Origin of the sequence: Pseudomonas sp. MWU347 (assembly GCF_017947305.1) — a bacterium.
Lineage (GTDB): Bacteria > Pseudomonadota > Gammaproteobacteria > Pseudomonadales > Pseudomonadaceae > Aquipseudomonas > Aquipseudomonas putida_A.
In genome coordinates, this window is sequence record NZ_JAFGZB010000012.1 from 44,952 (window position 1) to 68,516 (window position 23,565).

The window sequence follows — 23,565 nt, forward strand, 5'->3', positions numbered from 1 at the left end:
CAGGTTGTCGCAAATCCTGACAATTATTGATCTGTTGCAAACTGCCCGCCTCACGACAGCATCTTTTTCAACGCCTCCAACGCCACCGGCCGACTGTGCAGATAGCCCTGATACAAATGGCAGCCCAGCCCCTGAAGGAACGCCAGTTGCTCCGGCGTCTCCACGCCTTCGGCAATCACCTCCAGTTCCAGGCTGCGGGCCATGGCGACGATGGCGCGGATGATCTCGGCGTCGTTGGGGTCGGTGGTCGCGTCGCGGATGAATGACTGATCGATTTTCAGGGTGTCCACCGGCAGGCGCTTGAGGTAGGTCAGCGATGAATAACCGGTGCCGAAATCGTCCATGGCGAAGCTCACACCGAGTTTTTTCAGGCGACGCATTTTGCTGATGGTGTCTTCCAGGTTCTGGATCACGATGCCCTCGGTGATCTCCAGTTTCAGCAGCGAGCAGGGCAGGCCGTGGCTGCTCATGCTGTGTTCGATGCGTTCGACGAAGTCGTTCTGGCGGAACTGCCGTGGGCTGATGTTTACGCACAGGCTGAAGTTGAGCGGGTCGACCAGTTTCAGCGCGATCAATTGTTTGAACGCCTCACAGGCCTCATCGAGGATCCAGGTACCGACCTCCAGAATCAGCCCGCTGTCTTCCAGCACCTTGATGAATTCAGTGGGCGATTGCGCGCCGAGTTCCGGGTGATTCCAGCGCACCAGCGCCTCGGCGCCAATGATGCGGTTGTCCCGCGCATCGACCTGCGGCTGGTAGTGCACGTTGAATTCACCGCGCGACAACGCCAGACGTAAGTCAGTCTCCATGCGCAGCCGTTCGCTGGCCGCCTTCTGCATGGTGTTGTGGTACATCTGCGTGGTGTTGCGCCCGGAATCCTTGGCCCGGTACAGCGCAATGTCGGCGCGTTTGAGCAGGTCGGTCGGGGTCGAGCCGTGATCGGGAATCAGTGCCACGCCGATGCTCGGTGTCACTTGCAGGCGCTGGCCGTCGAGGAACATCGGCTCCGAGAGCAGTTCGCGAATGGTGTCGGCCAGTTCCCGCACTTGTGCACTGACCTCGTTGCGCGTGCCTTCGAGGCCACTGAGCAGCACCACGAATTCATCGCCGCCGAGACGCGCCACCGTGTCCTCCATGCGCACGCTGGCTTCAAGCCGCGCGGTGATGATTTTCAGCACCGTATCGCCGACCGGATGACCCAGCGAGTCGTTGATGTGCTTGAAGTGATCGAGGTCGAGGAACAGCAGCGCACCGCGCAGGTTGTGGCGCTTGAGCAGGGCAATCTGCTGGCTCAGGCGATCCATCAGCAAGGCGCGGTTGGGCAGATTGGTCAGCGGATCGTGATAGGCCAGATGGCGGATCTGTGCTTCAGCGTTTTTCAACAGGCTGACGTCCCGGGCGGTCAGCAGCAGGCACGCCGTTTCGTTGAGGGTGATCGGTTCGATCGACACTTCAACGGTCAGCAACTCACCGCGCTTGTTGCGCCCGAGCATCTCCTGATGATGAACGCGGCCCTTGATCTGCAGTTCGGCAAGCAGCGCCGAGCGTTGTTTCTCTTCGGCCCAGATGCCGATCTGGTACACGGTTTTGCCCACCACTTCTTCGGCACGATAACCGGTGAGGCGGCAGAAACCGTCGTTGACCTCCAGATAGCGCCCGGTGTCACGTTCGGTGATGGTGATCGCGTCGGGGCTGGAGTGGAACGCCTTGGCGAATTTCTCTTCGCTGGCCTTGAGTGCGGCCTCGGAGCGCTGTTGTTGGGTGATGTCGCGCAGGGTGGTGACGATGCACGGCTGATTGCCGACGCTGATCTGCCGGCTGGAAATCACGCACGTCAGCGACTGGCCGTCCTTGTGCTGGACGATGATTGCGACATTGCTCAGGCCCTGTTCGCGGATCACCCGCTCGATACGTTGCAGGCTTTTCGCCGAGGCGTCCCACAGGCCGATGTCCTCGGCGGTGCGCCCGATCACGTCGGCGGCGCTCCAGCCGAAGGTCTGGGTGAAGCTGTTGTTGATCTCGATGAACTCGCCGCTGTCCTGGCGGGTGACGCAGATCGGGTCGGGGCTGACCTGGAACAGTGTGGCAAATTTCTCTTCGGAGGCGACCAGACGTTGCTCGCGCTCGACCTGATCGGTGATGTCCAGCAAGGTCCCGGCCATACGCAGTGGCGCGCCATTTTCGTCGCGGTAGAGGCGGGCGCGGCTTTCCAGATAGCGTGAGCTGCCATCCGCCAGTTGCACGCGATAGGTCAGTTGATAGTTGCCGGCCGGGCCTTCGCGCAGGCTGCGGTAGGCGTCGCGCATGCTGTCGCGCTCCTCACCGGGCACGCCTTCGAAAAACTCCTCGAATGATTCGTGAAACGGAATCGGCTCCAGCCCGTGCAGTTGCGCGGCCCGCGCCGAGCCGTAGAGCATGCCGCTGGGAATGTGCCAATCCCAAGTGCCGAGTTGCGCCGAGTCCAGCGCCAGATCAAGGCGTTCCTGACTGTCTTTCAAGGCGTGTTCGGCGGCTTTGCGTTCGGTGGTGTCGAGAAACGTGCTGAGCAGATACGGCTGGCCTTCGAGTTCGACCTTTTGCGCACTGAGGATACCGTCATGAATCTGCCCGTTGCTGGCGCGGAACTGCACTTCCATGCTGATCAATTCACCTTTGGCCTTGGTCTTTTTCACCAGCTCTGCGCGTTGTTCGGGGTGCACCCACAGGCCCAGTTCCAGTGTGGTGCGACCGATGGCGTCCTGGACCGGCCAGCCGAACAGGCTTTCGAAATACTGGTTGGCTTCGGTGATCAGGCCGTCTTCCTGGCGCGTCAGCAGCACCATGTTCGGGCACAGGTGAAAAAGTGTGGCGAAACGTTTCTCCGAGCTGCTCAGAGCCTGTTCGCGCTGGCGCTGGTGGGTGATTTCGCGAATCACCCCGATCATTCGGGGCCGGCCGTTTTTGTCCGGCAGCAGGCTGCCGCTGATTTCCAGCCAATGCAGGCTGCCGTCGGGCCAGCGGATGCGGTGGTGCATCGCCTGTTCCAGCGGGGCGCCGGCAATCACCGCGTGGAAGGCGCGCACGGTTTTCGCCCGGTCTTCGGGCGGCAGCAGATCCAGATATTCCAGGTCCTGGGGCAACGGTTGACGTGGATCGAAGCCGAACAGCGCCTGAGTGCCCCGTGACCAACTGATCTGCCCGCGCTCGATGTCCCAATACCAGGCGCCGAGCCGGGCGCCGTTGAGCGCGGCGAGCAATTGCGGCGCACTCTCCCAGCTCTGCTCGGAACGTCGCGGATCAATGGCCTGAATACGCGGCATCGGCGGAATTCGGTCAACAGATTTCGGCATTGTTAACGGGCCTTGAGCTGATGGTGGCGTTAGGCACAGGGACAGCGGCTCTATAGGAGTAGCACAAGTTAGCCGGGAGTCCCTGGCAGATCGATTTGCGCATCCAGCAAGGCCATGAAAGCCCTTGCCGCATTCGACAGCGTCCGTTCGGTGTGCACGATATAGCCTAGCTGGCGACTGAGCTGTATGCCCGGCAAAGGTATGCGCGCCACCTGTTCATCAAGCATGGTGCGTGGCAGAACACTCCAGGCCAGACCAATGGAGACCATCATCTTGATGGTTTCCAGGTAGTTGGTGCTCATGGCGATGTTCGGCGTCAGCCCTTGGGCTTCGAACAAGCGTTGGACAATGTGATGAGTAAAGGTGTTGCCTCCGGGAAAAACGGCCGGATGACCGGCAATGTCCGCCAGGCTCACCGCGCCGTTGCTGATCAGCGAATGCTCCGGCGCCACCACGAAATCCAGCGGGTCGTCCCACACCGGCGTGGCTTTGACCAGCGAGTGTGGCTCTGGCGCCAGGGTGATGACTGCCAGTTCAGCGCGGCCATGGAGAATTTCCTCGTAGGCCACTTCCGAATCGAGAAACTGAATATCCAGCGCCACTTGTGGGTAGCGGCGGGTGAATTCCCTCAATAGCGGCGGCAAACGGTGCAGGCCGATGTGGTGACTGGTGGCCAGGGTCAGCCGACCGCTGACTTCGCCGGTCAGGTTGGTCAGGGCGCGGCGGGTGTCGTCCAGCACGTTGAGAATCTGATAAGCCCGGGGCAACAGGGCGCGGCCGGCCTCGGTCAGGCCGACTTCACGACCGAGTCGGTCGAACAGCCGCACCTTCAATTGTTGCTCCAGTCCGGCGATGCGTTTGCTGATCGCCGGTTGCGTCAGATGCAGGCGTTCCCCGGCGCCGGAGAAGCTGCCGGTCTCGGCGATGGCGATAAAAGCATTGAGGTTGGCCAGATCCATGGTTCGTATTCCAGTTAGTTATCCAAAGCATAAAAAATATGAATTTGAGTTATTTAATGTAACCCCATAGGATCGGCCTCACAAGCCAAAGGGTTATTGATAAGCCCAGGGCATAGAAACAAGCTGATGAGGAACCGTCTGATGGCCGGCAAAACGCTCTACGACAAGCTCTGGGATTCGCATTTGGTCAAACAGCGCGACGATGGCTCGGCGCTGATCTATATCGATCGTCACATCATCCACGAAGTGACCTCGCCGCAAGCCTTCGAAGGCCTGCGTCTGGCCGGGCGCAAGCCTTGGCGCATCGATGCCAACATCGCGACCCCGGACCACAACGTACCGACCACACCGGAGCGCAAGGGCGGCATCGCCGCGATTGCCGACCAGGTCTCGCGTTTGCAGGTGCAGACCCTCGATGACAACTGTGATGAGTACGGCATTGTCGAGTTCAAGATGAACGACATCCGCCAAGGCATCGTCCACGTGATCAGCCCGGAGCAGGGCGCAACCTTGCCGGGCATGACCGTGGTCTGCGGCGACTCGCACACCTCGACCCACGGCGCGTTCGGTGCCTTGGCGCACGGGATCGGCACTTCCGAGGTCGAGCACGTGCTCGCCACCCAGTGCCTGGTCGCGAAGAAAATGAAGAACATGCTGGTGCGCGTCGAAGGTCAGTTGCCATTCGGTGTGACCGCCAAGGACATCGTCCTCGCGGTGATCGGCAAGATCGGCACCGCCGGCGGTAACGGCCATGCCATCGAATTCGCCGGCAGCGCGATTCGCGATCTGTCCGTCGAAGGCCGCATGACCATCTGCAACATGTCCATCGAAGCCGGCGCCCGTGTGGGCCTGGTGGCTGCGGACGAAAAGACTGTCGAATACGTCAAGGGCCGTCCGTTCGCGCCGAAAGGCGCGCAGTGGGATCAGGCGGTTGAAGCCTGGAAAGACCTGGTTTCCGACGCTGATGCCAAGTTCGACACCGTAGTTGAACTCGACGCTGCGCAGATCAAGCCGCAAGTCAGCTGGGGCACTTCGCCTGAAATGGTGTTGGCCGTTGATCAGAACGTGCCGGATCCGGCCAAAGAGATGGATCTGGTCAAGCGCGATTCGATCGTCCGCGCCTTGAAATACATGGGTTTGACCGCCAATCAGGCGATCACCGACATTCAGCTGGATCGCGTGTTCATCGGCTCCTGCACCAACTCGCGCATCGAAGACTTGCGCGCTGCGGCCGTGATCGCCAAGGGTCGCAAAGTCGCTTCGACGATCAAGCAGGCAATCGTCGTACCGGGCTCGGGTCTGGTGAAGGCGCAGGCGGAAGCCGAAGGTCTCGACAAAATCTTCCTCGAGGCCGGTTTCGAATGGCGTGAGCCGGGTTGCTCGATGTGCCTGGCGATGAACCCGGACCGTTTGGAGTCCGGCGAGCATTGCGCCTCGACCTCCAACCGTAACTTCGAAGGCCGTCAGGGTGCCGGTGGCCGTACCCACCTCGTGAGTCCGGCCATGGCCGCTGCGGCGGCGGTAAACGGTCGTTTCATCGACGTTCGTGAATTGATCTGAAGGAGAGCGCAGCATGAAAGCTTTTACCCAGCACACTGGTCTTGTCGCGCCTCTGGATCGTGCCAACGTCGACACCGACCAGATTATCCCGAAGCAGTTTTTGAAGTCGATCAAGCGCACCGGTTTCGGCCCGAACCTGTTCGATGAGTGGCGTTACCTGGATGTCGGCCAGCCGTATCAGGACAACTCCAAGCGCCCGCTGAACAAGGACTTCGTGCTCAACGCCGAGCGTTATCAAGGCGCCAGCGTGTTGCTCGCCCGTGAGAACTTCGGGTGCGGCTCCAGCCGTGAACACGCGCCGTGGGCGCTGGAAGAATACGGTTTCCGCAGCATCATCGCGCCGAGCTACGCCGACATCTTCTTCAACAACAGCTTCAAGAATGGCTTGCTGCCGATCATCTTGAGCGACGCTGAAGTCGATGAATTGTTCAAGCAGGTTGAGGCCGAGCCGGGCTATCAATTGCAGATCGATCTGCACGAGCAGACCGTGACCAGCCCGAACGGCAAGGTGTACCGCTTCGAGATCGACGCGTTCCGCAAGCATTGCTTGTTGAATGGGCTGGACGATATCGGCCTGACCTTGCAGGACGGTGATGCGATTGCCGCGTTCGAGGCCAAGCATCGTGTGAGCCAGCCGTGGTTGTTCCGCGACGCGTGATTGATTCGAGATTGATGTAGTCAGGGCTGTCCTCTTCGCGAGCAAGCCCGCTCCCACATTTGAAATGCATTCCCCTGTGGGAGCGGGCTTGCTCGCGAAGAGGCCGGCCCAAACAACACAAATACCAGGAAGTGACCATGACCAGCACCGCCCAGCACAGTCAGGTTGTACAAAAGCAATTCGGTGAACAGGCCGCCGCCTACCTGAGCAGCGCTGTTCACGCTCAAGGCACCGAATTCGCGCTGCTACAGGCTGAACTGGTCGGGCAGGGCGACGCCCGGGTGCTGGACCTGGGTTGCGGCGCCGGTCATGTGAGTTTTCATGTGGCGCCACTGGTCAAGGAAGTGGTGGCCTACGACCTGTCGCAGCAAATGCTCGACGTGGTGGCCGCTGCGGCCGTTGATCGCGGTTTTGCCAATATCTCCACGGTCAACGGCGCCGCCGAGCGCCTGCCGTTTGCCGATGGTGAATTCAATTACGTGTTCAGCCGTTATTCGGCGCACCATTGGAGCGATCTCGGGGTGGCGCTACGTGAAGTGCGTCGGGTGCTGAAGCCCGGCGGTGTGGCGGCGTTCGTTGACGTGTTGTCACCGGGCAGTCCGTTGTTTGACACTTACCTGCAAAGCGTCGAAGTGCTGCGCGACACCAGCCACGTGCGCGATTATTCCGCCGCTGAGTGGTTGCGTCATGTCAGCGAGGCCGGGCTGCATACCCGCAGCACCAGTCGTCAGCGCCTGCGTCTGGAGTACAGCAGTTGGGTGGAGCGTATGCGCACGCCCGAAGTGATGCGCGCGGCGATCCGCCAGTTGCAGCAGTCGATGGGCAATGAAGTGCGCGAATATTTTGAGATTGATGCCGACGGCTCGTTCAGTACAGATGTAATCGTACTGATGGCTGAACGCTAAGAATTTTTCCGGGCGCGCCCTGAGTGGCGCACCGATTGAAGACACGAGGAAAGCATGAGCAAGCAGATTCTGATTCTCCCAGGTGACGGTATTGGTCCGGAAATCATGGCCGAAGCGGTCAAGGTGCTGGAGCTGGCGAACGACAAGTACAGCCTGGGCTTCGAGCTGAGCCATGACGTGATCGGTGGCGCCGCCATCGACAAGCATGGCGTGCCGTTGGCCGACGAAACCCTCGAACGTGCCCGTGCTGCCGACGCCGTGCTGCTGGGCGCAGTGGGCGGCCCGAAATGGGACGCCATCGAGCGTGACATCCGCCCTGAGCGCGGTCTGCTGAAAATCCGTGCGCAACTGGGCCTGTTCGGCAACCTGCGTCCGGCGATCCTCTACCCGCAACTGGCCGACGCTTCGAGCCTGAAGCCGGAAATTGTTGCCGGTCTGGATATCCTGATCGTCCGTGAACTGACGGGCGGCATCTACTTCGGCGCGCCACGCGGCACCCGCACCCTGGAAAACGGCGAGCGTCAGTCCTATGACACCCTGCCGTACAGCGAAAGCGAAATCCGCCGTATCGCCCGCGTCGGTTTCGACATGGCCATGGTTCGCGGCAAAAAGCTGTGCTCGGTGGACAAGGCCAACGTGCTGGCGTCCAGCCAACTGTGGCGTGAAGTGGTCGAGCAGGTCGCCAAGGATTACCCTGAAGTCGAACTGAGCCACATGTACGTCGACAACGCCGCCATGCAACTGGTGCGCGCGCCGAAGCAGTTCGACGTGATCGTCACCGACAACATGTTCGGCGACATCCTGTCCGACGAAGCCTCGATGCTCACCGGCTCCATCGGCATGCTACCGTCGGCCTCGTTGGATTCGAACAACAAGGGCATGTACGAGCCGTGCCACGGTTCGGCCCCGGACATCGCCGGCAAAGGCATTGCCAACCCGTTGGCGACCATTCTGTCGGTGTCGATGATGCTGCGTTACAGCTTCAATCTGCACGACGCGGCCGATGCAATCGAGAAAGCCGTCAGCGTGGTGCTGGATCAAGGCTTGCGCACCGGCGACATCTATTCGGCCGGTTGCACTAAAGTCGGAACGCAGGAAATGGGTGACGCAGTAGTCGCCGCGCTGCGGAATCTGTAATCTCTCGGGCCCGCTGCGAAATTCAATACAAAGCAGCGGCCCACTTTTCAAGAAGGTGTAGTTGCGATGAAACGTGTAGGTCTGATCGGTTGGCGCGGCATGGTCGGTTCCGTGCTCATGCAGCGGATGCTGGAAGAGCAGGATTTCGATCTTATCGAGCCGGTGTTTTTCACCACTTCCAATGTCGGTGGCCAAGGCCCGTCCGTGGGCAAGGACATTGCTCCGCTCAAGGACGCTTACAGCATTGAAGAGCTGAAAACCCTCGACGTGATTCTGACCTGCCAGGGCGGCGACTACACCAGCGAAGTGTTCCCGAAGCTGCGCGAAGCCGGCTGGCAGGGTTACTGGATCGACGCGGCTTCCAGCCTGCGGATGAACGATGACGCCGTCATCATTCTCGACCCGGTCAACCGCAAGGTCATCGACCAGCAACTGGACGCGGGCACCAAGAACTACATCGGCGGCAACTGCACCGTCAGCCTGATGCTGATGGGCCTGGGTGGTCTGTTCGAGGCCGGTCTGGTCGAGTGGATGAGCGCCATGACTTATCAGGCGGCCTCCGGTGCCGGCGCGCAGAACATGCGTGAACTGATCAAGCAGATGGGCGCGACCCACGCTGCGGTGGCCGATCAACTGGCCGATCCGGCCAGCGCGATCCTCGACATCGACCGTCGCGTGGCCGAAGCCATGCGCAGCGACGCGTACCCGACCGAAAACTTCGGCGTGCCGCTGGCCGGCAGCCTGATCCCGTGGATCGACAAGGAACTGCCGAACGGCCAGAGCCGTGAAGAGTGGAAGGCCCAGGCCGAGACCAACAAGATCCTCGGCCGCTTCAAGAGCCCGATCCCGGTCGACGGCATCTGCGTGCGCATCGGCGCCATGCGTTGCCACAGCCAGGCGCTGACCATCAAGCTGAACAAAGACGTGCCGATCGCTGATATCGAAGGGCTGATCAGCCAGCACAACCCTTGGGTCAAACTGGTGCCGAACAACCGCGACATCAGCATGCAGGAGCTGAGCCCGACCAAGGTCACCGGCACCCTGAACGTACCGGTGGGTCGTCTGCGCAAGCTGAACATGGGCTCGCAATTCGTCGGTGCGTTCACCGTCGGCGACCAACTGCTGTGGGGCGCGGCCGAACCGCTGCGTCGCATGCTGCGGATCCTGCTGGAGCGTTGATCGCTTGATGCAATGAAAGAACCCGTGCCTTGTGATAGGTGCGGGTTTTTTTATGCCTGAGGTTTTCCGGTGTCAGGTCTGGCGCCTTCGCGAGCAAGCCCGCTCCCACCCTTGAAATGCGTTCCCCCTGTGGGAGCGGGCTTGCTCGCGAAGAGGTCAGAACAGACACTGCAAGTCCCGCAGAAATTGCCTGCATCTCACTCACCCGGTAAAGTGCCGCTCCCCCCGTTTCGCCAGAGGTAGAACCATGACCCAGACCCTTGATATTGCCGTCGTCGGCGCCACCGGTACTGTCGGCGAAACCCTCGTACAGATTCTCGAAGAGCGCGACTTTCCGGTCGGCAACCTGCACTTGCTGGCCAGCAGCGAATCCGCCGGCAGCTCGGTGCTGTTCCGCAACAAGAACGTGCGCGTGCGTGAAGTCGACGAGTTCGATTTCAGCAAGGTCAAACTGGTGTTCTTTGCCGCTGGCGCTGCCGTTTCCCTGAGTTACGCGGCGCGTGCCCACGCGGCCGGTTGCTCGCTGATCGATCTGTCCGGCGCATTGCCGGCCGAGCAGGCGCCGCAAGTGGTGCCGGAGGCCAACGCCGAGGTCATTGCCGGTCTGAAAGCACCGTTCCAGGTCAGCAGCCCAAGCCCTTCGGCGACGACGCTGGCCGTGGTGCTGGCACCGCTGCTCGATTTGCTCGAGCTGCAATACGTCAACGTCACCGCCAATCTGGCCGTATCCGCCCAAGGTCGCGAAGCTGTGACCGAGCTGGCGCGGCAGACTGCCGAACTGCTAAACATGCGTCCGCTGGAGCCGACTTTCTTTGATCGGCAGATGGCCTTCAACCTGCTGGCCCAGGTCGGCACGCCCGACGCTCAAGGCCACACGCTGCTGGAAAAACGGCTGGTGCGCGAGTTGCGTCAGGTGCTGAAGCAGCCTTTATTAAAGATTTCCGCCACTTGCGTTCAAGCCCCGGTGTTTTTTGGCGATAGCTATAGCGTGACCTTGCAGTCAGCGAGTGCGGTTGACCTGGCAAAGGTCAACGCTGCGCTTGAGGATGCGCCCGGCATCGAGCTGGTTGAGGCCGGCGATTATCCGACTGCAGTGGGTGACGCGGTGGGGCAGGACGTTGTCTATGTCGGTCGGGTGCGCAGCGGTGTCGACGACCCGGCGGAACTTAATCTGTGGCTGACGTCAGATAACGTACGCAAAGGCGCCGCCCTGAATGCTGTGCAGGTCGCTGAATTGTTGATAAAAGACCTGCTGTAAAAGATACTTGGCAACAATTTGTCGACTGATTCTAGGTGAGCGCTATGCTTGCCCGGAGCACTTGATAACGTGTCACCCTCCGGGACTTTCCGGGGCATCAAAGAAATGATCGCGCGCGGCAGTCTGTCGTCGTCGCGCGCAATGCCTTACGGCAGCGGCAATCAACATCTTCTCGCTGGCCGAGGAACGTTCAAACAAAGGATGAGGCTATGGTTCAAGTTCGCAAACTGGTGTTAGCAATAGCGGCCGCCTCGGCGCTGTCCTCCGGTATGGCGCATGCCCTCGGGCTCGGGGAGCTGACCCTGAAGTCGACCCTGAACCAGCCGCTGGTGGCCGAGATCGAGCTGCTCGACGTCAAGGATCTCACCGCTGCCGAAGTGGTGCCGAGCCTGGCTTCACCCGAAGATTTCGCCAAGGCCGGTGTCGATCGCCAGGCCTTCCTCAACGACCTGACGTTCACTCCGGTGCTCAACGCCAGCGGCAAAAGCGTGCTGCGCGTAACGTCGAGCAAGCCGCTGTCGGAACCGATGGTGAAATTCCTCGTGCAGGTGATGTGGCCGAATGGCCGTCTGCTGCGCGATTACAGTGTGCTGCTGGATCCGTCGAAATTCTCGCCACAGACCGCTGACGCCGCTGCGCAACCGGCACCGTCGCAGACCATCACCGCACCGACCACCGGCGCCACGCACCCGTCGCAATACACCACCACGCCGCGCGACACCCTGTGGGAAATTGCCGCGAAGGCGCGCACCGGCGGTTCGGTGCAGCAGACCATGCTGGCGATTCAGGCGCTCAACCCGGATGCGTTCATCGACGGCAACATCAACCGGCTGAAAACCGGTCAGGTGCTGCGCCTGCCGGACTCGGTGGAAAGCACCGCGCTGCCGCAATCGAAAGCGATTGCCGAAGTCGCCGCGCAGAACGAAGCCTGGCGTCAGGGTCGTCGCTATGTGGCCAAGCCGGGTACCGGCCAGCAGCAGCTCGATGCCACCAAGCGTGGTCGCAGCAATGTCGGCGCCGGCCAGAATGCCAAGGACAACCTGAGTCTGGTCTCTGCCGAAAACGCCAAAGGGCGTGGCAAAGGCCCGGCCGGCGATGCCAAGGCCTTGAGCAACAAGCTGGCGGTGACTCAGGAAAGCCTCGACACGACCCGTCGTGACAACGAGGAACTGAAAAGCCGCATGGCCGATCTGCAAAGTCAGCTGGACAAGCTGCAACGCCTGATCGAGCTGAAGAACAATCAACTGGCGAAGATGCAGGCCGAAGGCTCGGGCGCTGCGCCAGCCGCCACTGCTGCCGTACCGGCGATCACCGCCGAACTGGCTGCAACCCCTCCAGCCACCCCGGCAGAAGCGGCGCCAACACCTGAATCGGCGATTGCGCCACCGGTCGACACGCCTGCTGAAACGCCGGTGGTCGCGCCGAAACCGGTTGTTGACGAGGATAAAACCTTCAATGAACTGCTGACCAATCCGATCCTGCTGGGTCTGATCGGTGGCGGTGCGGTGGTGTTGCTGCTTCTGCTGTTGCTGCTGGCCCGTCGCCGCAAAGCCCAGCAGGAAGCCGAGAAACACCTGCGCATGGCCCGCGCTCTGGCGGAAGAGCAAGAGTTCTCCGCCGAGCAGGATCTGCCGGAAAGCAGCTTCGAAGGCCTGGAGACACCTGCTGCCAGCGTCAAGCTCAACACCCCGGCACCTGCGCCAGCGCCTGCTGCGGTAGTGGCTCCGGTGGTGATGGCTGAGCCGATTGCCGCGCCATTGGTCGCACCGTCCGCCGAGCGTTCCGATGACGTGCTGGACAAGGCTCAGTCGCACATCAATGCCGGTCGCCTGAATCAGGCCGCAGCGTTGCTGGAAGAGGGCGTCAGCCTCGAGCCGCAACGCAGTGATCTGCGTCTGAAGCTGATGGAAGTCTACGGTCAGCAGGGTGACCGCGATGCGTTCGTCGGTCAGGAGCGTCAGTTGGTGGCCAACGGCGATAACTTCGCCAAGGTCGAAGAGCTGAAAAAACGCTTCCCGGCCATGGCGGTCGTCGCTGTCGCGGGTCTGGCTGCAGCGGCAGCCGCCGCCGAACTCGATGCGCAATACGTCAAGGAGCTGCTGCTCGACGAGCCAGAGGCGCCTGCGCCTGAGCCTGCGGCGGACGACCTGGATAGCGCGTTCGACCTGAGCCTGGACGATCTCGACAACATCACTCCGGTTGAGCCTGCACCTGTCGTCGCACCTGAAGCGCCGGTAGAGCTGGACGAATTCCCGGCCGACGACGATCTGAGCTTTGAATCGGTGCTGCAACAGCAGACCGAGATCAAAGAGAACCTCGACGACCTGTCGGACTTCGACCTCGATCTGGATCTGGGTGCCGAGCCTGCGCCAGCTCCGGCGGCGGATCTGGCGGATGATGACTTCCTGCTGGATCTGGACGAAGGCGTGAAAGATCTGTCGCCGGCCGAGCCTGTGGTCGCCAACGAAGTGCCACAGGACGATCTGGAGCTGCCGGCGGATTTCGATCTGTCGCTGGCTGATGAAATGGACAGCAACCCGGCGGCCGAGCCTGACGCATTCGCAGCGGAACTGAATGACGTCAACGCCGAGCTGGATCGCCTGTCGCAGAGCATCGCCGAGCCGACCTTCACCGAAGCCGATGCGGCCATGGGCGATGATCTGGGCGAGGACGATTTCGACTTCCTCGCCGGCACCGACGAAGCCGCGACCAAACTCGATCTGGCCCAGGCCTACATCGATATGGGCGACAGCGACGGCGCACGCGACATCCTCAACGAAGTGTTGACCGAGGGTGACGAAAAGCAGCGTGGCGAAGCCAAGGAAATGCTTTCGCACCTGGCATGAGCCAGCGGTAAATAAAAACGGCAGCCCATCGAGGCTGCCGTTTTTGTTTGGGCTGGATTCTGCAGCGCCTGGAATGGCGCTTTCGCGAGCAAGCCCGCTCCCACATTTGAAATGTGCTCTACCTGTGGGAGCGGGCTTGCTCGCGAAGAGGCCGGATCCGTCAACACAGAACTGACTGGCATCCCCGGTCCACAGCCTTATAATGCCCGCCTTTGCACATCAGCAGGCTGTCCCACCTTGGCAAACATAGATAATCCGGTCGCCGAAATGGCACCCGACGGCTTTTACCGCGTCGCGCTTGGCGTTGAATACAAAGGCTCGCGCTACAGCGGCTGGCAGCGTCAGCTGACCGGCGTGGCAACGGTGCAGGAAGAACTCGAAAAAGCCTTGTCGAAAGTCGCCAATTCGCCGGTTTCGCTGCAGTGCGCCGGGCGTACCGATGCCGGGGTGCATGCTTGCGGACAAGTGGTTCATTTCGACACGCCGGTCGATCGTTCGCTGAAAGCCTGGGTGATGGGCGCCAATATCAATCTGCCCCACGACATCAGTGTCAGCTGGGCGCGGGTGATGCCGGCGCATTTCCATGCGCGGTTCAAAGCCATCGCCCGGCGTTATCGCTATGTGATCTACAACGATCAGATTCGTCCGGCGCATCTCAACGAAGAAATCACCTGGAACCACCGCCCACTCGACGTTGAGCGCATGGCTGAAGCGGCGCAATACCTGATCGGCACTCACGATTTCAGTGCGTTCCGTGCTGGTCAGTGCCAGGCCAAGTCGCCGATCAAGAAGATGCATCATCTGCGCGTGACTCGCCACGGCAAGATGATCGTTCTCGATATTCGCGCCAACGCCTTTTTGCACCACATGGTGCGCAACATTGCCGGTGTGCTGATGACCATCGGTGCCGGCGAGCGGCCGGTCGAGTGGATGAAGGAAGTGCTGGAAAGCCGCGAGCGCCGTTCCGGTGGTGTGACAGCGCATCCGTACGGGCTGTACCTGGTGCAGGTCGAGTATCACGACGAATTTCCGTTGCCCGAGCGTTTTATCGGGCCACATTTCCTTACGGGTTTCTCGGAACTTGACGGCTGACGCCCTCGAACGCATTTGTTACCATCCGGGACTTTCCCGAATTTGACGCGGAGTTTTTCTCGATATGTCAGCCGTTCGCAGCAAGATCTGCGGGATTACCCGCATAGAAGATGCGTTGGCAGCGGTCGAGGCCGGGGCGGATGCGATCGGGTTTGTGTTCTACGCCAAGAGCCCGCGTGCAGTGAGCGTGCGGCAGGCAAGGGCGATCATCCAGGCCTTGCCGCCGTTCGTGACGACGGTGGGCCTGTTCGTCAATGCCAGCCGCTGCGAGTTGGGGGAAATCCTCGATGCCGTGCCGCTGGACCTGTTGCAGTTCCATGGCGACGAGACCGCTGAACAGTGCGAAGGTTGGCATCGTCCGTACATCAAGGCATTGCGGGTCAAGGCTGGCGATGACATCGCGGCTGCCGTCGATGCCTATCCGAGTGCCAGTGGCGTGCTGCTCGACACTTACGTCGAAGGCGTGCCGGGCGGAACCGGCGAGGCGTTCGACTGGTCTTTGATTCCGCAAGCTTTGAGCAAGCCGCTGATCCTGGCCGGTGGCCTCACCCCGGAAAACGTCGCCGACGCTGTGGCCCGGGTCAAACCGTACGCGGTCGATGTCAGCGGCGGGGTAGAAGCGAGCAAGGGCATCAAGGATCATGCGAAGATCCGCGCGTTCATCAATGCCGTACGTAGAAGCTCGCAGGGAGCGTCTACTTCGATGTGACGGCTGGCGAACTGCCGCCGTCCATCAATGCACTTGCACAAAGCAGGCGAGGCTGAGGGTTTCTGGAGTTGCACGCAGGTCATGTTCCGCGCTGACCGCGGCGTTCCATCAATCATCGCCACACACATGAATTTAGCTGAAGGGCATACGCGGGGCTGCGAACCAGAGCGTTCGGGCCGCCGGTACTGGAGAAAGAAAGCATGAGCAACTGGTTGGTAGACAAACTGATCCCTTCGATCATGCGTTCGGAGGTCAAGAAGAGCTCGGTGCCTGAAGGTCTGTGGCACAAATGCCCGTCCTGCGAGGCTGTGCTGTATCGCCCTGAGCTGGAAAAGACCCTGGACGTTTGCCCCAAGTGCAACCACCACATGCGCATCGGCGCACGGGCGCGTATCGACATCTTCCTGGATGCCGAAGGCCGCAACGAGCTGGGTGCAGACCTGGAGCCGGTTGACCGTCTGAAATTCCGTGACGGCAAGAAGTACAAGGACCGTCTGGTCGCTGCACAGAAGCAGACCGGCGAAAAGGACGCGCTGATTTCCGTCAGCGGCACCCTGCTGGGTATGCCGGTGGTGGTGTCGGCGTTCGAATTCAGCTTCATGGGCGGTTCCATGGGCGCCATCGTCGGTGAGCGCTTCGTGCGCGCCGCCAACTACGCCCTGGAAAACCGTTGCCCGATGATCTGCTTCGCCGCCTCCGGTGGTGCGCGCATGCAGGAAGCGCTGATCTCGCTGATGCAGATGGCCAAAACCTCGGCCGTGCTCGCGCGTCTGCGTGAAGAAGGCATTCCGTTCATCTCGGTGCTGACCGATCCGGTCTACGGCGGCGTTTCCGCCAGTCTGGCGATGCTCGGCGACGTGATCGTCGGTGAGCCAAAGGCACTGATCGGCTTCGCCGGTCCACGCGTGATCGAGCAGACCGTGCGTGAAAAACTGCCGGAAGGCTTCCAGCGCAGCGAGTTCCTGCTGGAGCATGGCGCGATCGATCTGATCATCGATCGTCGTGAACTGCGTCCACGCCTGGGCAATCTGCTGGCGCAACTGACCGGCCAGCCGACTCCGACCTACGTCGCCGCTCCTGTCGAGCCAATCGTCGTTCCACCGGTGCCTGCCAACGTATGACCGAGCGTACCCTTGGCGAGTGGCTCGCCTACCTTGAGCAGTTGCATCCATCGGCCATCGACATGGGGCTGGAGCGTTCGCAACAGGTAGCGTCCCGCATGGGACTGGGCCAGCCGGCGCCTCGGGTGATTACGGTCACCGGCACCAACGGCAAGGGTTCGACCTGCGCTTTCGTGGCTTCCTTGCTACGGGCGCAGGGCCTGAGCGTGGGTGTCTACAATTCTCCGCACCTGCTGCGTTACAACGAGCGGGTGCAGCTCAATGGCGTCGAAGCCACTGACGCTCAGCTGTGCGAGGCCTTCGCTGCAGTCGAGGCCGGGCGTGGCGACACTTCCCTGACTTACTTCGAAATGGGCACCCTGGCGGCGTTCTGGTTGTTTCAACAGGCAAAACTTGACGCTGTGGTGCTGGAAGTCGGGCTGGGCGGGCGTCTGGACACGGTCAATGTGGTGGACGCCGATATCGCGCTGGTCACCAGCATTGGCGTCGATCATGCCGAATACCTGGGCAATACCCGCGAATCCGTGGCCTTCGAGAAGGCCGGGATTTTTCGTCAGGGCAAACCAGCCTTGTGCGGCGACCTGAATCCTCCGCAACCGCTGCTCGACAAGGCGCGGGAGCTGGCATGTCCGTTTTTCCTGCGTGGGCGTGATTTCGACCTCGGCATCACAGACCAGCACTGGCAGTGGCGCGGCACTGATGCGCAAGGCCAGCCGGTCGAACTGCGCGACTTGCCGCTGCTCGATCTGCCGATGGAAAACGCCGCGCTGGCATTGCAGGCGTATCTGCTGCTCGGCTTGCCGTGGAATCCGTCGCAAATTGTTGCTGCCTTGCAGGCCACTCGCGTGGTCGGCCGGCTGGATCGCCGCTCGTTCGAATTCGATGGCAAGCGCCTGAACCTGCTGCTGGACGTGGGGCATAACCCGCACGCGGCGGAGTATCTTGCGCGGCGCCTGGCCACTCGGCCGCCGGTAGGCAAGCGTCTGGCGGTGTTCGGCTTGCTGGCCGACAAGGATCTGGATGGTGTTGTCGGCGAATTGAATGCTAGTGTCCAGCATTGGGCGGTCGCGCCGCTGGATTCGCCGCGTTCGCGTCCGGTCAGTGAATTGCACGCCGGGTTGCAGAACCTTGGCGCGTCCGTCACGTCCTATGACAGTGTCGCGGCTGCGCTGGAAGGGCAGTGCGAGATCGCAACCAGCGACGACGAGATTCTGTTGTTCGGATCATTTTATTGTGTCGCCGAGGCCCTTGAATGGCTGGCCCGGCGCTCCACGGAGGAAGCGGCAAATGGCTTTGCTGGATAAAGCGTACAAGCAGCGCATGGTTGGCGCCCTGGTGCTGGTGGCACTGGCGGTGATTTTCCTGCCGATGCTGTTTTCCCGCCAGGACGAGCAACGTCAAGTGACGGTCGAGGCGCCTGCCGCGCCGCAAGCCCCTTCGATGCCGCAGGTGCAAATGGAGTCGGTGGCCGTGCCTGAGCCGCAAGCTTTGCCGCAAGAACCGGTGCCAGCGGATGAAGAAGTCGCAGAAGACACTGCGCCTGCTGCACCAATCGCGGCAGCCCCGGCCCCAACGGCACCCATAGCAATCGCCAAGCCGACTGCGCCGCCTGCGGTGGCCAAGCCGATTCCGGCGCCTGCTCAGCCAATTGCTGCTGCATCGAAACCTGACACCACGCAAAGTCGCGTCGATGCCAACGGTCTGTCGGTCAGCTGGTCGGTGCAACTGGCCAGCCTGTCGAGTCGCGCCAGCGCCGAAAGCCTGCAGAAAACCCTGCGCAGCCAAGGCTATAACGCCTATATCCGTTCCGCCGACGGCAAGAATCGGGTGTTCGTCGGGCCGCTGATCGAGCGTGCCGAGGCCGATCGTCTGCGTGATCTGTTGAGTCGCCAGCAAAACCTCAAGGGGTTTGTTGTGCGCTTCCAGCCCGAGCGCGGCTAGGATCTATCGATTCGATTGAAATGCACTGAAAATCGCAGCTTACCGACAGCGGTGCGCTCTGCTAAAATGCGCCGCCTTATCCGTCTGTAGGCTGCACTGTGCCATTTACCCTGGTTGACTGGGCGATCGTTGCAATCATCGCCATCTCCGCTTTGATCAGTTTGAGCCGCGGCTTCGTCAAGGAAGCATTATCGCTGGTGACCTGGATCATCGCAGGAGCGGTTGCCTGGATGTTCGGTGGCTCACTGTCCGAGTACCTCGCCGGATACATCGAAACCCCATCGGCTCGCGTGATCGCGGGCTGTGCCATCATGTTTGTCGCCACGCTGATCGTGGGCGCAATGATCAATTATCTTATCGGCGAGTTGGTGCGCGTGACCGGATTGTCCGGCACCGATCGATTCCTGGGCATGGCCTTCGGCGCGGCGCGTGGCGTGTTGCTGGTGGTCGTGGCAGTCGGGCTGTTGAGCCTGGGGCCGGTACAGCAGGACGGGTGGTGGAAAGAATCACAGCTCGTGCCAAAGTTTCTATTGGTCGCCGACTGGTCCAAAAACCTGATTCTCGGGTGGAGCAGTCAGTGGCTTGCCAGCGGAATCAGCGTACCCGCTGATATTCCGTTCAAGGAGCAACTCTTGCCGTCGGCCAAAACGCCTCAGTGAGTGTTGTTCAGTTCAGATCCATTAAGTAGGGGTTGCGTCGCATGTGTGGCATCGTCGGTATCGTCGGTAAGTCGAACGTCAATCAGGCGCTGTATGACGCGCTAACCGTGCTCCAGCACCGCGGCCAGGACGCTGCCGGTATCGTGACCAGCCATGATGGCCGGTTGTTCTTGCGCAAGGACAATGGTCTGGTGCGTGACGTGTTTCAGCAGCGTCACATGCAGCGCCTGGTCGGCCACATGGGTATCGGTCACGTCCGTTACCCGACTGCCGGCAGCTCGACCTCGGCCGAAGCGCAGCCGTTTTACGTCAACTCGCCTTACGGCATCACCCTGGCGCACAACGGCAACCTGACCAACGTTGAACAGTTGGCCAAAGAGATCTACGAATCCGACCTGCGTCACGTCAACACCAGTTCCGACTCGGAAGTGCTGCTCAACGTGTTCGCTCATGAGCTGGCCCAGCGCGGCAAGCTGCAACCGACCGAAGAAGACGTGTTTGCCGCCGTGACCGACGTGCATAACCGTTGCGTCGGCGGTTACGCGGTGGTGGCGATGATCACCGGTTACGGCATCGTCGGTTTCCGTGACCCGCACGGCATCCGTCCGATCGTGTTCGGTCAGCGTCACACCGACGAAGGCGTCGAGTACATGATCGCTTCCGAAAGCGTTTCCCTGGACGTGCTCGGTTTCACCCTGATTCGCGACCTGGCCCCGGGCGAAGCGGTGTACATCACTGAAGACGGCAAGCTGCACACTCGTCAGTGCGCGACCAACCCGTCCCTGACCCCGTGCATCTTCGAACACGTCTACCTGGCGCGTCCGGATTCGATCATCGACGGCGTGTCGGTGTACAAGGCGCGTCTGCGCATGGGCGAGAAACTCGCCGAGAAGATCCTGCGCGAGCGTCCAGAGCACGACATCGACGTGGTCATCCCGATTCCGGACACCAGCCGCACCGCCGCGCTGGAGCTGGCGAACCACCTGGGTGTGAAATTCCGCGAAGGCTTCGTCAAGAACCGCTACATCGGCCGGACCTTCATCATGCCGGGCCAGGCTGCCCGCAAGAAGTCGGTTCGTCAGAAGCTCAACGCGATCGAGCTGGAATTCCGCGGCAAGAACGTGATGCTGGTCGACGACTCGATCGTACGCGGCACCACCTGCAAGCAGATCATCCAGATGGCCCGCGAAGCCGGCGCGAAAAACGTCTACTTCTGCTCCGCGGCTCCGGCCGTACGCTTCCCGAACGTTTACGGCATCGACATGCCGAGCGCTCACGAACTGATCGCACACAATCGTTCGACTCAGGATGTGGCGGATCTGATCGGTGCAGACTGGCTGATCTATCAGGATCTGCCTGACTTGATCGAAGCAGTCGGTGGCGGCAAGATCAAGATCGAAAACTTCGATTGCGCAGTGTTCGACGGCAAGTACGTCACCGGCGACGTCGACGAGGCTTACCTGGACAAGATCGAGCAGGCACGCAACGATGCCTCCAAGGTCAAGACCCAGGCGGTCAGTGCGATCATCGATCTGTACAACAACTGAGTTTCTACCGGCCCTGAGGGGCCGGTTTTGTATCTGACTTTTAATTTTCAAGAACAGGGCAAGGAGTGACAGCATGAGTCAGGAATGGGATGCCGGTCGGCTGGACAGCGACCTCGAAGGCGTAGCGTTCGATACCCTGGCCGTACGTGCCGGTCAGCACCGGACGCCGGAAGGCGAACACGGTGATCCGATGTTCTTCACTTCCAGCTACGTGTTCCGCACCGCTGCCGACGCGGCCGCGCGGTTTGCCGGGGAAGTGCCGGGCAACGTTTACTCGCGCTACACCAACCCGACCGTGCGCGCGTTCGAAGAGCGTATCGCTGCGCTGGAAGGCGCTGAACAAGCGGTCGCCACCGCCACGGGCATGGCCGCGATCATGGCGGTAGTGATGAGCCTGTGCAGTGCCGGCGATCACGTGCTGGTGTCGCGCAGCGTGTTCGGTTCGACCATCAGCCTGTTCGAGAAGTACTTCAAGCGTTTCGGCGTGCAAGTTGACTACGTGCCGCTGGCCGATCTCTCGGCTTGGGATGCGGCGATCAAGCCGAACACCAAGCTGCTGTTCGTCGAGTCGCCGTCCAATCCGTTGGCAGAGCTGGTGGATATCACCGCGCTGGCGGAAATCGCTCACGCCAAAGGCGCGATGCTGGTGGTCGACAACTGCTTCTGCACGCCTGCCTTGCAGCAGCCGCTGAAACTCGGTGCGGACATCGTCGTGCACTCGGCGACCAAGTTCATCGACGGTCAGGGCCGTTGCATGGGCGGTGTGGTGGCTGGTCGCAGCGAGCAGATGAAAGAAGTTGTCGGTTTCCTGCGCACCGCCGGGCCGACACTGAGCCCGTTCAACGCGTGGATCTTCCTCAAGGGCCTGGAAACCCTGAATCTGCGGATGAAGGCGCACTGCGCCAACGCCCAGCAACTGGCCGAATGGCTGGAGCAGCAGGACGGTATCGAGAAAGTCCATTACGCCGGTCTCAAGAGTCATCCGCAGCACGAACTGGCCCAGCGTCAACAGAAGGGCTTCGGTGCGGTGGTGAGTTTCGAGGTCAAGGGCGGCAAAGAGGGCGCGTGGCGCTTTATCGATGCCACCCGGTTGATCTCGATCACCGCCAACCTTGGTGACAGCAAAACCACCATCACTCATCCGAGCACCACCTCCCATGGCCGTCTGGCGCCACAGGAGCGTGAAGCAGCAGGGATTCGTGACAGCCTGATCCGCATCGCGGTCGGTCTGGAAGACGTGGCGGACCTGCAGGCTGATCTGTCGCGCGGTCTGGCGGCGTTGTGATCGAGTTGTCTACTCCGAAGGCGGGCACCCATGGCCGCGTGGCGCTGGTTACCGGTGCTGCGCGCGGCATCGGTTTGGGTATCGCGGCCTGGCTGATCAGCGAAGGCTGGCAAGTGGTGTTGACTGATCTTGATCGTGTGCGCGGTTCGAAAGTGGCGAAGGTGCTGGGCGAGAATGCCTGGTTCATCGCCATGGACGTGGCGGATGAAAGTCAGGTCGCGCTCGGCGTTGCCGAGGTGCTCGGCCAATTTGGTCGTCTCGATGCGCTGGTGTGCAATGCGGCAGTCGCTGACCCGCACAACATCACCCTGGAAAGTCTTGATCTGGCGTACTGGAATCGAGTGCTGGCGGTAAACCTCAGTGGGCCGATGCTGCTGGCCAAGCACTGTGCGCCGTATCTGCGCGCGCACAACGGCTCGATCGTCAATCTGGCCTCGACCCGTGCGCGGCAGTCGGAGGCTGATTCCGAGGCGTATGCGGCGAGCAAGGGCGGGTTGTTGGCGCTGACCCATGCGTTGGCGATCAGTCTCGGGCCGGAAATTCGCGTCAATGCGGTCAGCCCTGGCTGGATTGATGCTCGGGATCCTTCTGCGCGGCGAGCAGAGCCTTTGGCCGATGCCGATCATGCTCAGCATCCGGCGGGCAGGGTAGGGACGGTCGAGGATGTGGCGGCGATGGTCGCGTGGCTGTTGTCGCGCAATGCCGGGTTTGTCACCGGGCAGGAATTCGTCGTGGATGGTGGCATGACGAAAAAGATGATTTACACCGAGTAGATCGCGTTCTTCTCCTGAACTTGCGTCAAATGGGCTGCCGTCTTCGCGAGCAAGCTCGCTCCCACATTTGGAATGCAATCCCCCTGTGGGAGCGAGCTTGCTCGCGAAGGCAGTCTTGCAGGATGGAAACAATTTCGTCTTTTTCAGAAAAACTTCAATCCTGCTATTGACTTAGGTTCGCTACCTGCGTAAATTTCGCGGCCTCGGAGATGCAAACGGGTGATTAGCTCAGCTGGGAGAGCGTCTGCCTTACAAGCAGAATGTCGGCGGTTCGATCCCGTCATCACCCACCACTCCCCGAGAAACTTGCGAAAGCAAGAGGTAGGCTGAAAGTGCCTCCACCGACGCGCAGCGGTAGTTCAGTCGGTTAGAATACCGGCCTGTCACGCCGGGGGTCGCGGGTTCGAGTCCCGTCCGCTGCGCCATATTTTACGAGACAGACATTGTCTGGTTCGCGATTGCAAAGCACCGAAGCTTTCAGTCAAAACGAGTTACTTGAGCGCAAGCTCAAAGCGATACGCAGCGGTAGTTCAGTCGGTTAGAATACCGGCCTGTCACGCCGGGGGTCGCGGGTTCGAGTCCCGTCCGCTGCGCCATATCTGTTTCA

18 protein-coding genes and 3 tRNA genes are annotated in these 23,565 nt (G+C 61.0%); 19 read left to right on the forward strand and 2 right to left on the reverse strand.

All coding sequences use genetic code 11. From position 1 onward, the window contains the following. Positions 1-50: 50 nt before the first annotated feature. Positions 51-3,329, reverse strand: coding sequence for a PAS domain S-box protein (locus KCG87_RS23620; protein ID WP_135296209.1), 3,279 nt, complete (start codon positions 3,327-3,329; stop codon positions 51-53). Positions 3,330-3,397: 68 nt separating this feature from the next. Further along, positions 3,398-4,288 carry a LysR family transcriptional regulator gene (locus tag KCG87_RS23625; protein WP_083368466.1) on the reverse strand — a complete coding sequence of 297 codons (891 nt, stop codon included), beginning with the start codon at positions 4,286-4,288 and terminating at the stop codon, positions 3,398-3,400. Positions 4,289-4,429: 141 nt separating this feature from the next. Between KCG87_RS23625 and leuC the strand changes: the two genes are divergently transcribed. The 19 genes from leuC to KCG87_RS23720 all read left to right on the forward strand — a co-directional run bounded on the left by leuC (position 4,430) and on the right by KCG87_RS23720 (position 23,554). Beyond that, complete coding sequence (leuC, locus tag KCG87_RS23630) at positions 4,430-5,848, forward strand: 3-isopropylmalate dehydratase large subunit (protein WP_096796153.1); 1,419 nt, start codon at positions 4,430-4,432, stop codon at positions 5,846-5,848. A 13-nt stretch (positions 5,849-5,861) separates the two neighbouring features. Next, positions 5,862-6,506, forward strand: a complete 645-nt coding sequence (gene leuD, locus KCG87_RS23635; protein WP_098964653.1) for a 3-isopropylmalate dehydratase small subunit — start codon at positions 5,862-5,864, stop codon at positions 6,504-6,506. A 137-nt stretch (positions 6,507-6,643) separates the two neighbouring features. Next, a complete protein-coding gene (locus tag KCG87_RS23640; RefSeq protein WP_210558996.1) occupies positions 6,644-7,411 on the forward strand; it encodes a methyltransferase domain-containing protein in 768 nt (255 codons plus the stop codon). Between the two features lie 54 nt (positions 7,412-7,465). Further along, positions 7,466-8,548 carry a 3-isopropylmalate dehydrogenase gene (gene leuB / locus KCG87_RS23645; RefSeq protein WP_210558995.1) on the forward strand — a complete coding sequence of 361 codons (1,083 nt, stop codon included), beginning with the start codon at positions 7,466-7,468 and terminating at the stop codon, positions 8,546-8,548. A gap of 66 nt (positions 8,549-8,614) precedes the next feature. Beyond that, the gene (gene asd / locus KCG87_RS23650) at positions 8,615-9,727 is read left to right on the forward strand and encodes an aspartate-semialdehyde dehydrogenase (protein WP_003226428.1); all 1,113 of its coding nucleotides are present in this window, start codon (positions 8,615-8,617) and stop codon (positions 9,725-9,727) included. A gap of 247 nt (positions 9,728-9,974) precedes the next feature. Further along, positions 9,975-10,985: an aspartate-semialdehyde dehydrogenase gene (locus KCG87_RS23655; protein ID WP_027611531.1), complete on the forward strand. Its 1,011-nt coding sequence runs from the start codon at positions 9,975-9,977 to the stop codon at positions 10,983-10,985. A 209-nt stretch (positions 10,986-11,194) separates the two neighbouring features. After that, positions 11,195-13,831, forward strand: coding sequence for a FimV/HubP family polar landmark protein (locus KCG87_RS23660; protein WP_210558994.1), 2,637 nt, complete (start codon positions 11,195-11,197; stop codon positions 13,829-13,831). A 267-nt stretch (positions 13,832-14,098) separates the two neighbouring features. Then, positions 14,099-14,923, forward strand: a complete 825-nt coding sequence (gene truA / locus KCG87_RS23665) for a tRNA pseudouridine(38-40) synthase TruA (RefSeq protein ID WP_185022171.1) — start codon at positions 14,099-14,101, stop codon at positions 14,921-14,923. Between the two features lie 64 nt (positions 14,924-14,987). After that, positions 14,988-15,632 (forward strand): phosphoribosylanthranilate isomerase, encoded by a 645-nt coding sequence (locus KCG87_RS23670; protein ID WP_210558993.1) that lies wholly within the window; start codon positions 14,988-14,990, stop codon positions 15,630-15,632. A gap of 200 nt (positions 15,633-15,832) precedes the next feature. Continuing rightward, complete coding sequence (gene accD / locus KCG87_RS23675; RefSeq protein ID WP_027611535.1) at positions 15,833-16,753, forward strand: acetyl-CoA carboxylase, carboxyltransferase subunit beta; 921 nt, start codon at positions 15,833-15,835, stop codon at positions 16,751-16,753. Continuing rightward, positions 16,750-18,057: a bifunctional tetrahydrofolate synthase/dihydrofolate synthase gene (gene folC / locus KCG87_RS23680; protein ID WP_150369137.1), complete on the forward strand. Its 1,308-nt coding sequence runs from the start codon at positions 16,750-16,752 to the stop codon at positions 18,055-18,057. Before accD ends, folC begins: the two co-directional genes overlap by 4 nt. After that, a complete protein-coding gene (locus KCG87_RS23685) occupies positions 18,041-18,694 on the forward strand; it encodes an SPOR domain-containing protein (protein WP_096796160.1) in 654 nt (217 codons plus the stop codon). The genes folC and KCG87_RS23685 overlap by 17 nt, the downstream gene beginning before the upstream one ends. A 98-nt stretch (positions 18,695-18,792) precedes the next feature. Then, a complete protein-coding gene (locus KCG87_RS23690) occupies positions 18,793-19,353 on the forward strand; it encodes a CvpA family protein (RefSeq protein WP_007961197.1) in 561 nt (186 codons plus the stop codon). Positions 19,354-19,394: 41 nt separating this feature from the next. Next, positions 19,395-20,900: an amidophosphoribosyltransferase gene (gene purF / locus KCG87_RS23695; protein ID WP_003226416.1), complete on the forward strand. Its 1,506-nt coding sequence runs from the start codon at positions 19,395-19,397 to the stop codon at positions 20,898-20,900. Between the two features lie 73 nt (positions 20,901-20,973). Next, positions 20,974-22,185: an O-succinylhomoserine sulfhydrylase gene (locus tag KCG87_RS23700; RefSeq protein WP_027611539.1), complete on the forward strand. Its 1,212-nt coding sequence runs from the start codon at positions 20,974-20,976 to the stop codon at positions 22,183-22,185. Next, positions 22,182-22,958 carry an SDR family oxidoreductase gene (locus tag KCG87_RS23705; protein WP_003226413.1) on the forward strand — a complete coding sequence of 259 codons (777 nt, stop codon included), beginning with the start codon at positions 22,182-22,184 and terminating at the stop codon, positions 22,956-22,958. The genes KCG87_RS23700 and KCG87_RS23705 overlap by 4 nt, the downstream gene beginning before the upstream one ends. Positions 22,959-23,175: 217 nt before the next feature. Next, positions 23,176-23,251: transfer RNA gene (locus tag KCG87_RS23710), tRNA-Val, on the forward strand. A 55-nt stretch (positions 23,252-23,306) separates the two neighbouring features. Continuing rightward, positions 23,307-23,383, forward strand: a tRNA-Asp gene (locus KCG87_RS23715). 94 nt (positions 23,384-23,477) lie between these two features. Further along, positions 23,478-23,554, forward strand: a tRNA-Asp gene (locus KCG87_RS23720). Positions 23,555-23,565 lie beyond the last annotated feature (11 nt).

Coding starts and splice junctions, on each gene's coding strand:
- KCG87_RS23620 (WP_135296209.1), bottom strand. CDS start 3,329: ATGCCGAAATCTGTTGACCGAATTCCGCCGATGCCGCGTATTCAGGCC.
- KCG87_RS23625 (WP_083368466.1), bottom strand. CDS start 4,288: ATGGATCTGGCCAACCTCAATGCTTTTATCGCCATCGCCGAGACCGGC.
- leuC (WP_096796153.1), top strand. CDS start 4,430: ATGGCCGGCAAAACGCTCTACGACAAGCTCTGGGATTCGCATTTGGTC.
- leuD (WP_098964653.1), top strand. CDS start 5,862: ATGAAAGCTTTTACCCAGCACACTGGTCTTGTCGCGCCTCTGGATCGT.
- KCG87_RS23640 (WP_210558996.1), top strand. CDS start 6,644: ATGACCAGCACCGCCCAGCACAGTCAGGTTGTACAAAAGCAATTCGGT.
- leuB (WP_210558995.1), top strand. CDS start 7,466: ATGAGCAAGCAGATTCTGATTCTCCCAGGTGACGGTATTGGTCCGGAA.
- asd (WP_003226428.1), top strand. CDS start 8,615: ATGAAACGTGTAGGTCTGATCGGTTGGCGCGGCATGGTCGGTTCCGTG.
- KCG87_RS23655 (WP_027611531.1), top strand. CDS start 9,975: ATGACCCAGACCCTTGATATTGCCGTCGTCGGCGCCACCGGTACTGTC.
- KCG87_RS23660 (WP_210558994.1), top strand. CDS start 11,195: ATGGTTCAAGTTCGCAAACTGGTGTTAGCAATAGCGGCCGCCTCGGCG.
- truA (WP_185022171.1), top strand. CDS start 14,099: ATGGCACCCGACGGCTTTTACCGCGTCGCGCTTGGCGTTGAATACAAA.
- KCG87_RS23670 (WP_210558993.1), top strand. CDS start 14,988: ATGTCAGCCGTTCGCAGCAAGATCTGCGGGATTACCCGCATAGAAGAT.
- accD (WP_027611535.1), top strand. CDS start 15,833: ATGAGCAACTGGTTGGTAGACAAACTGATCCCTTCGATCATGCGTTCG.
- folC (WP_150369137.1), top strand. CDS start 16,750: ATGACCGAGCGTACCCTTGGCGAGTGGCTCGCCTACCTTGAGCAGTTG.
- KCG87_RS23685 (WP_096796160.1), top strand. CDS start 18,041: ATGGCTTTGCTGGATAAAGCGTACAAGCAGCGCATGGTTGGCGCCCTG.
- purF (WP_003226416.1), top strand. CDS start 19,395: ATGTGTGGCATCGTCGGTATCGTCGGTAAGTCGAACGTCAATCAGGCG.
- KCG87_RS23700 (WP_027611539.1), top strand. CDS start 20,974: ATGAGTCAGGAATGGGATGCCGGTCGGCTGGACAGCGACCTCGAAGGC.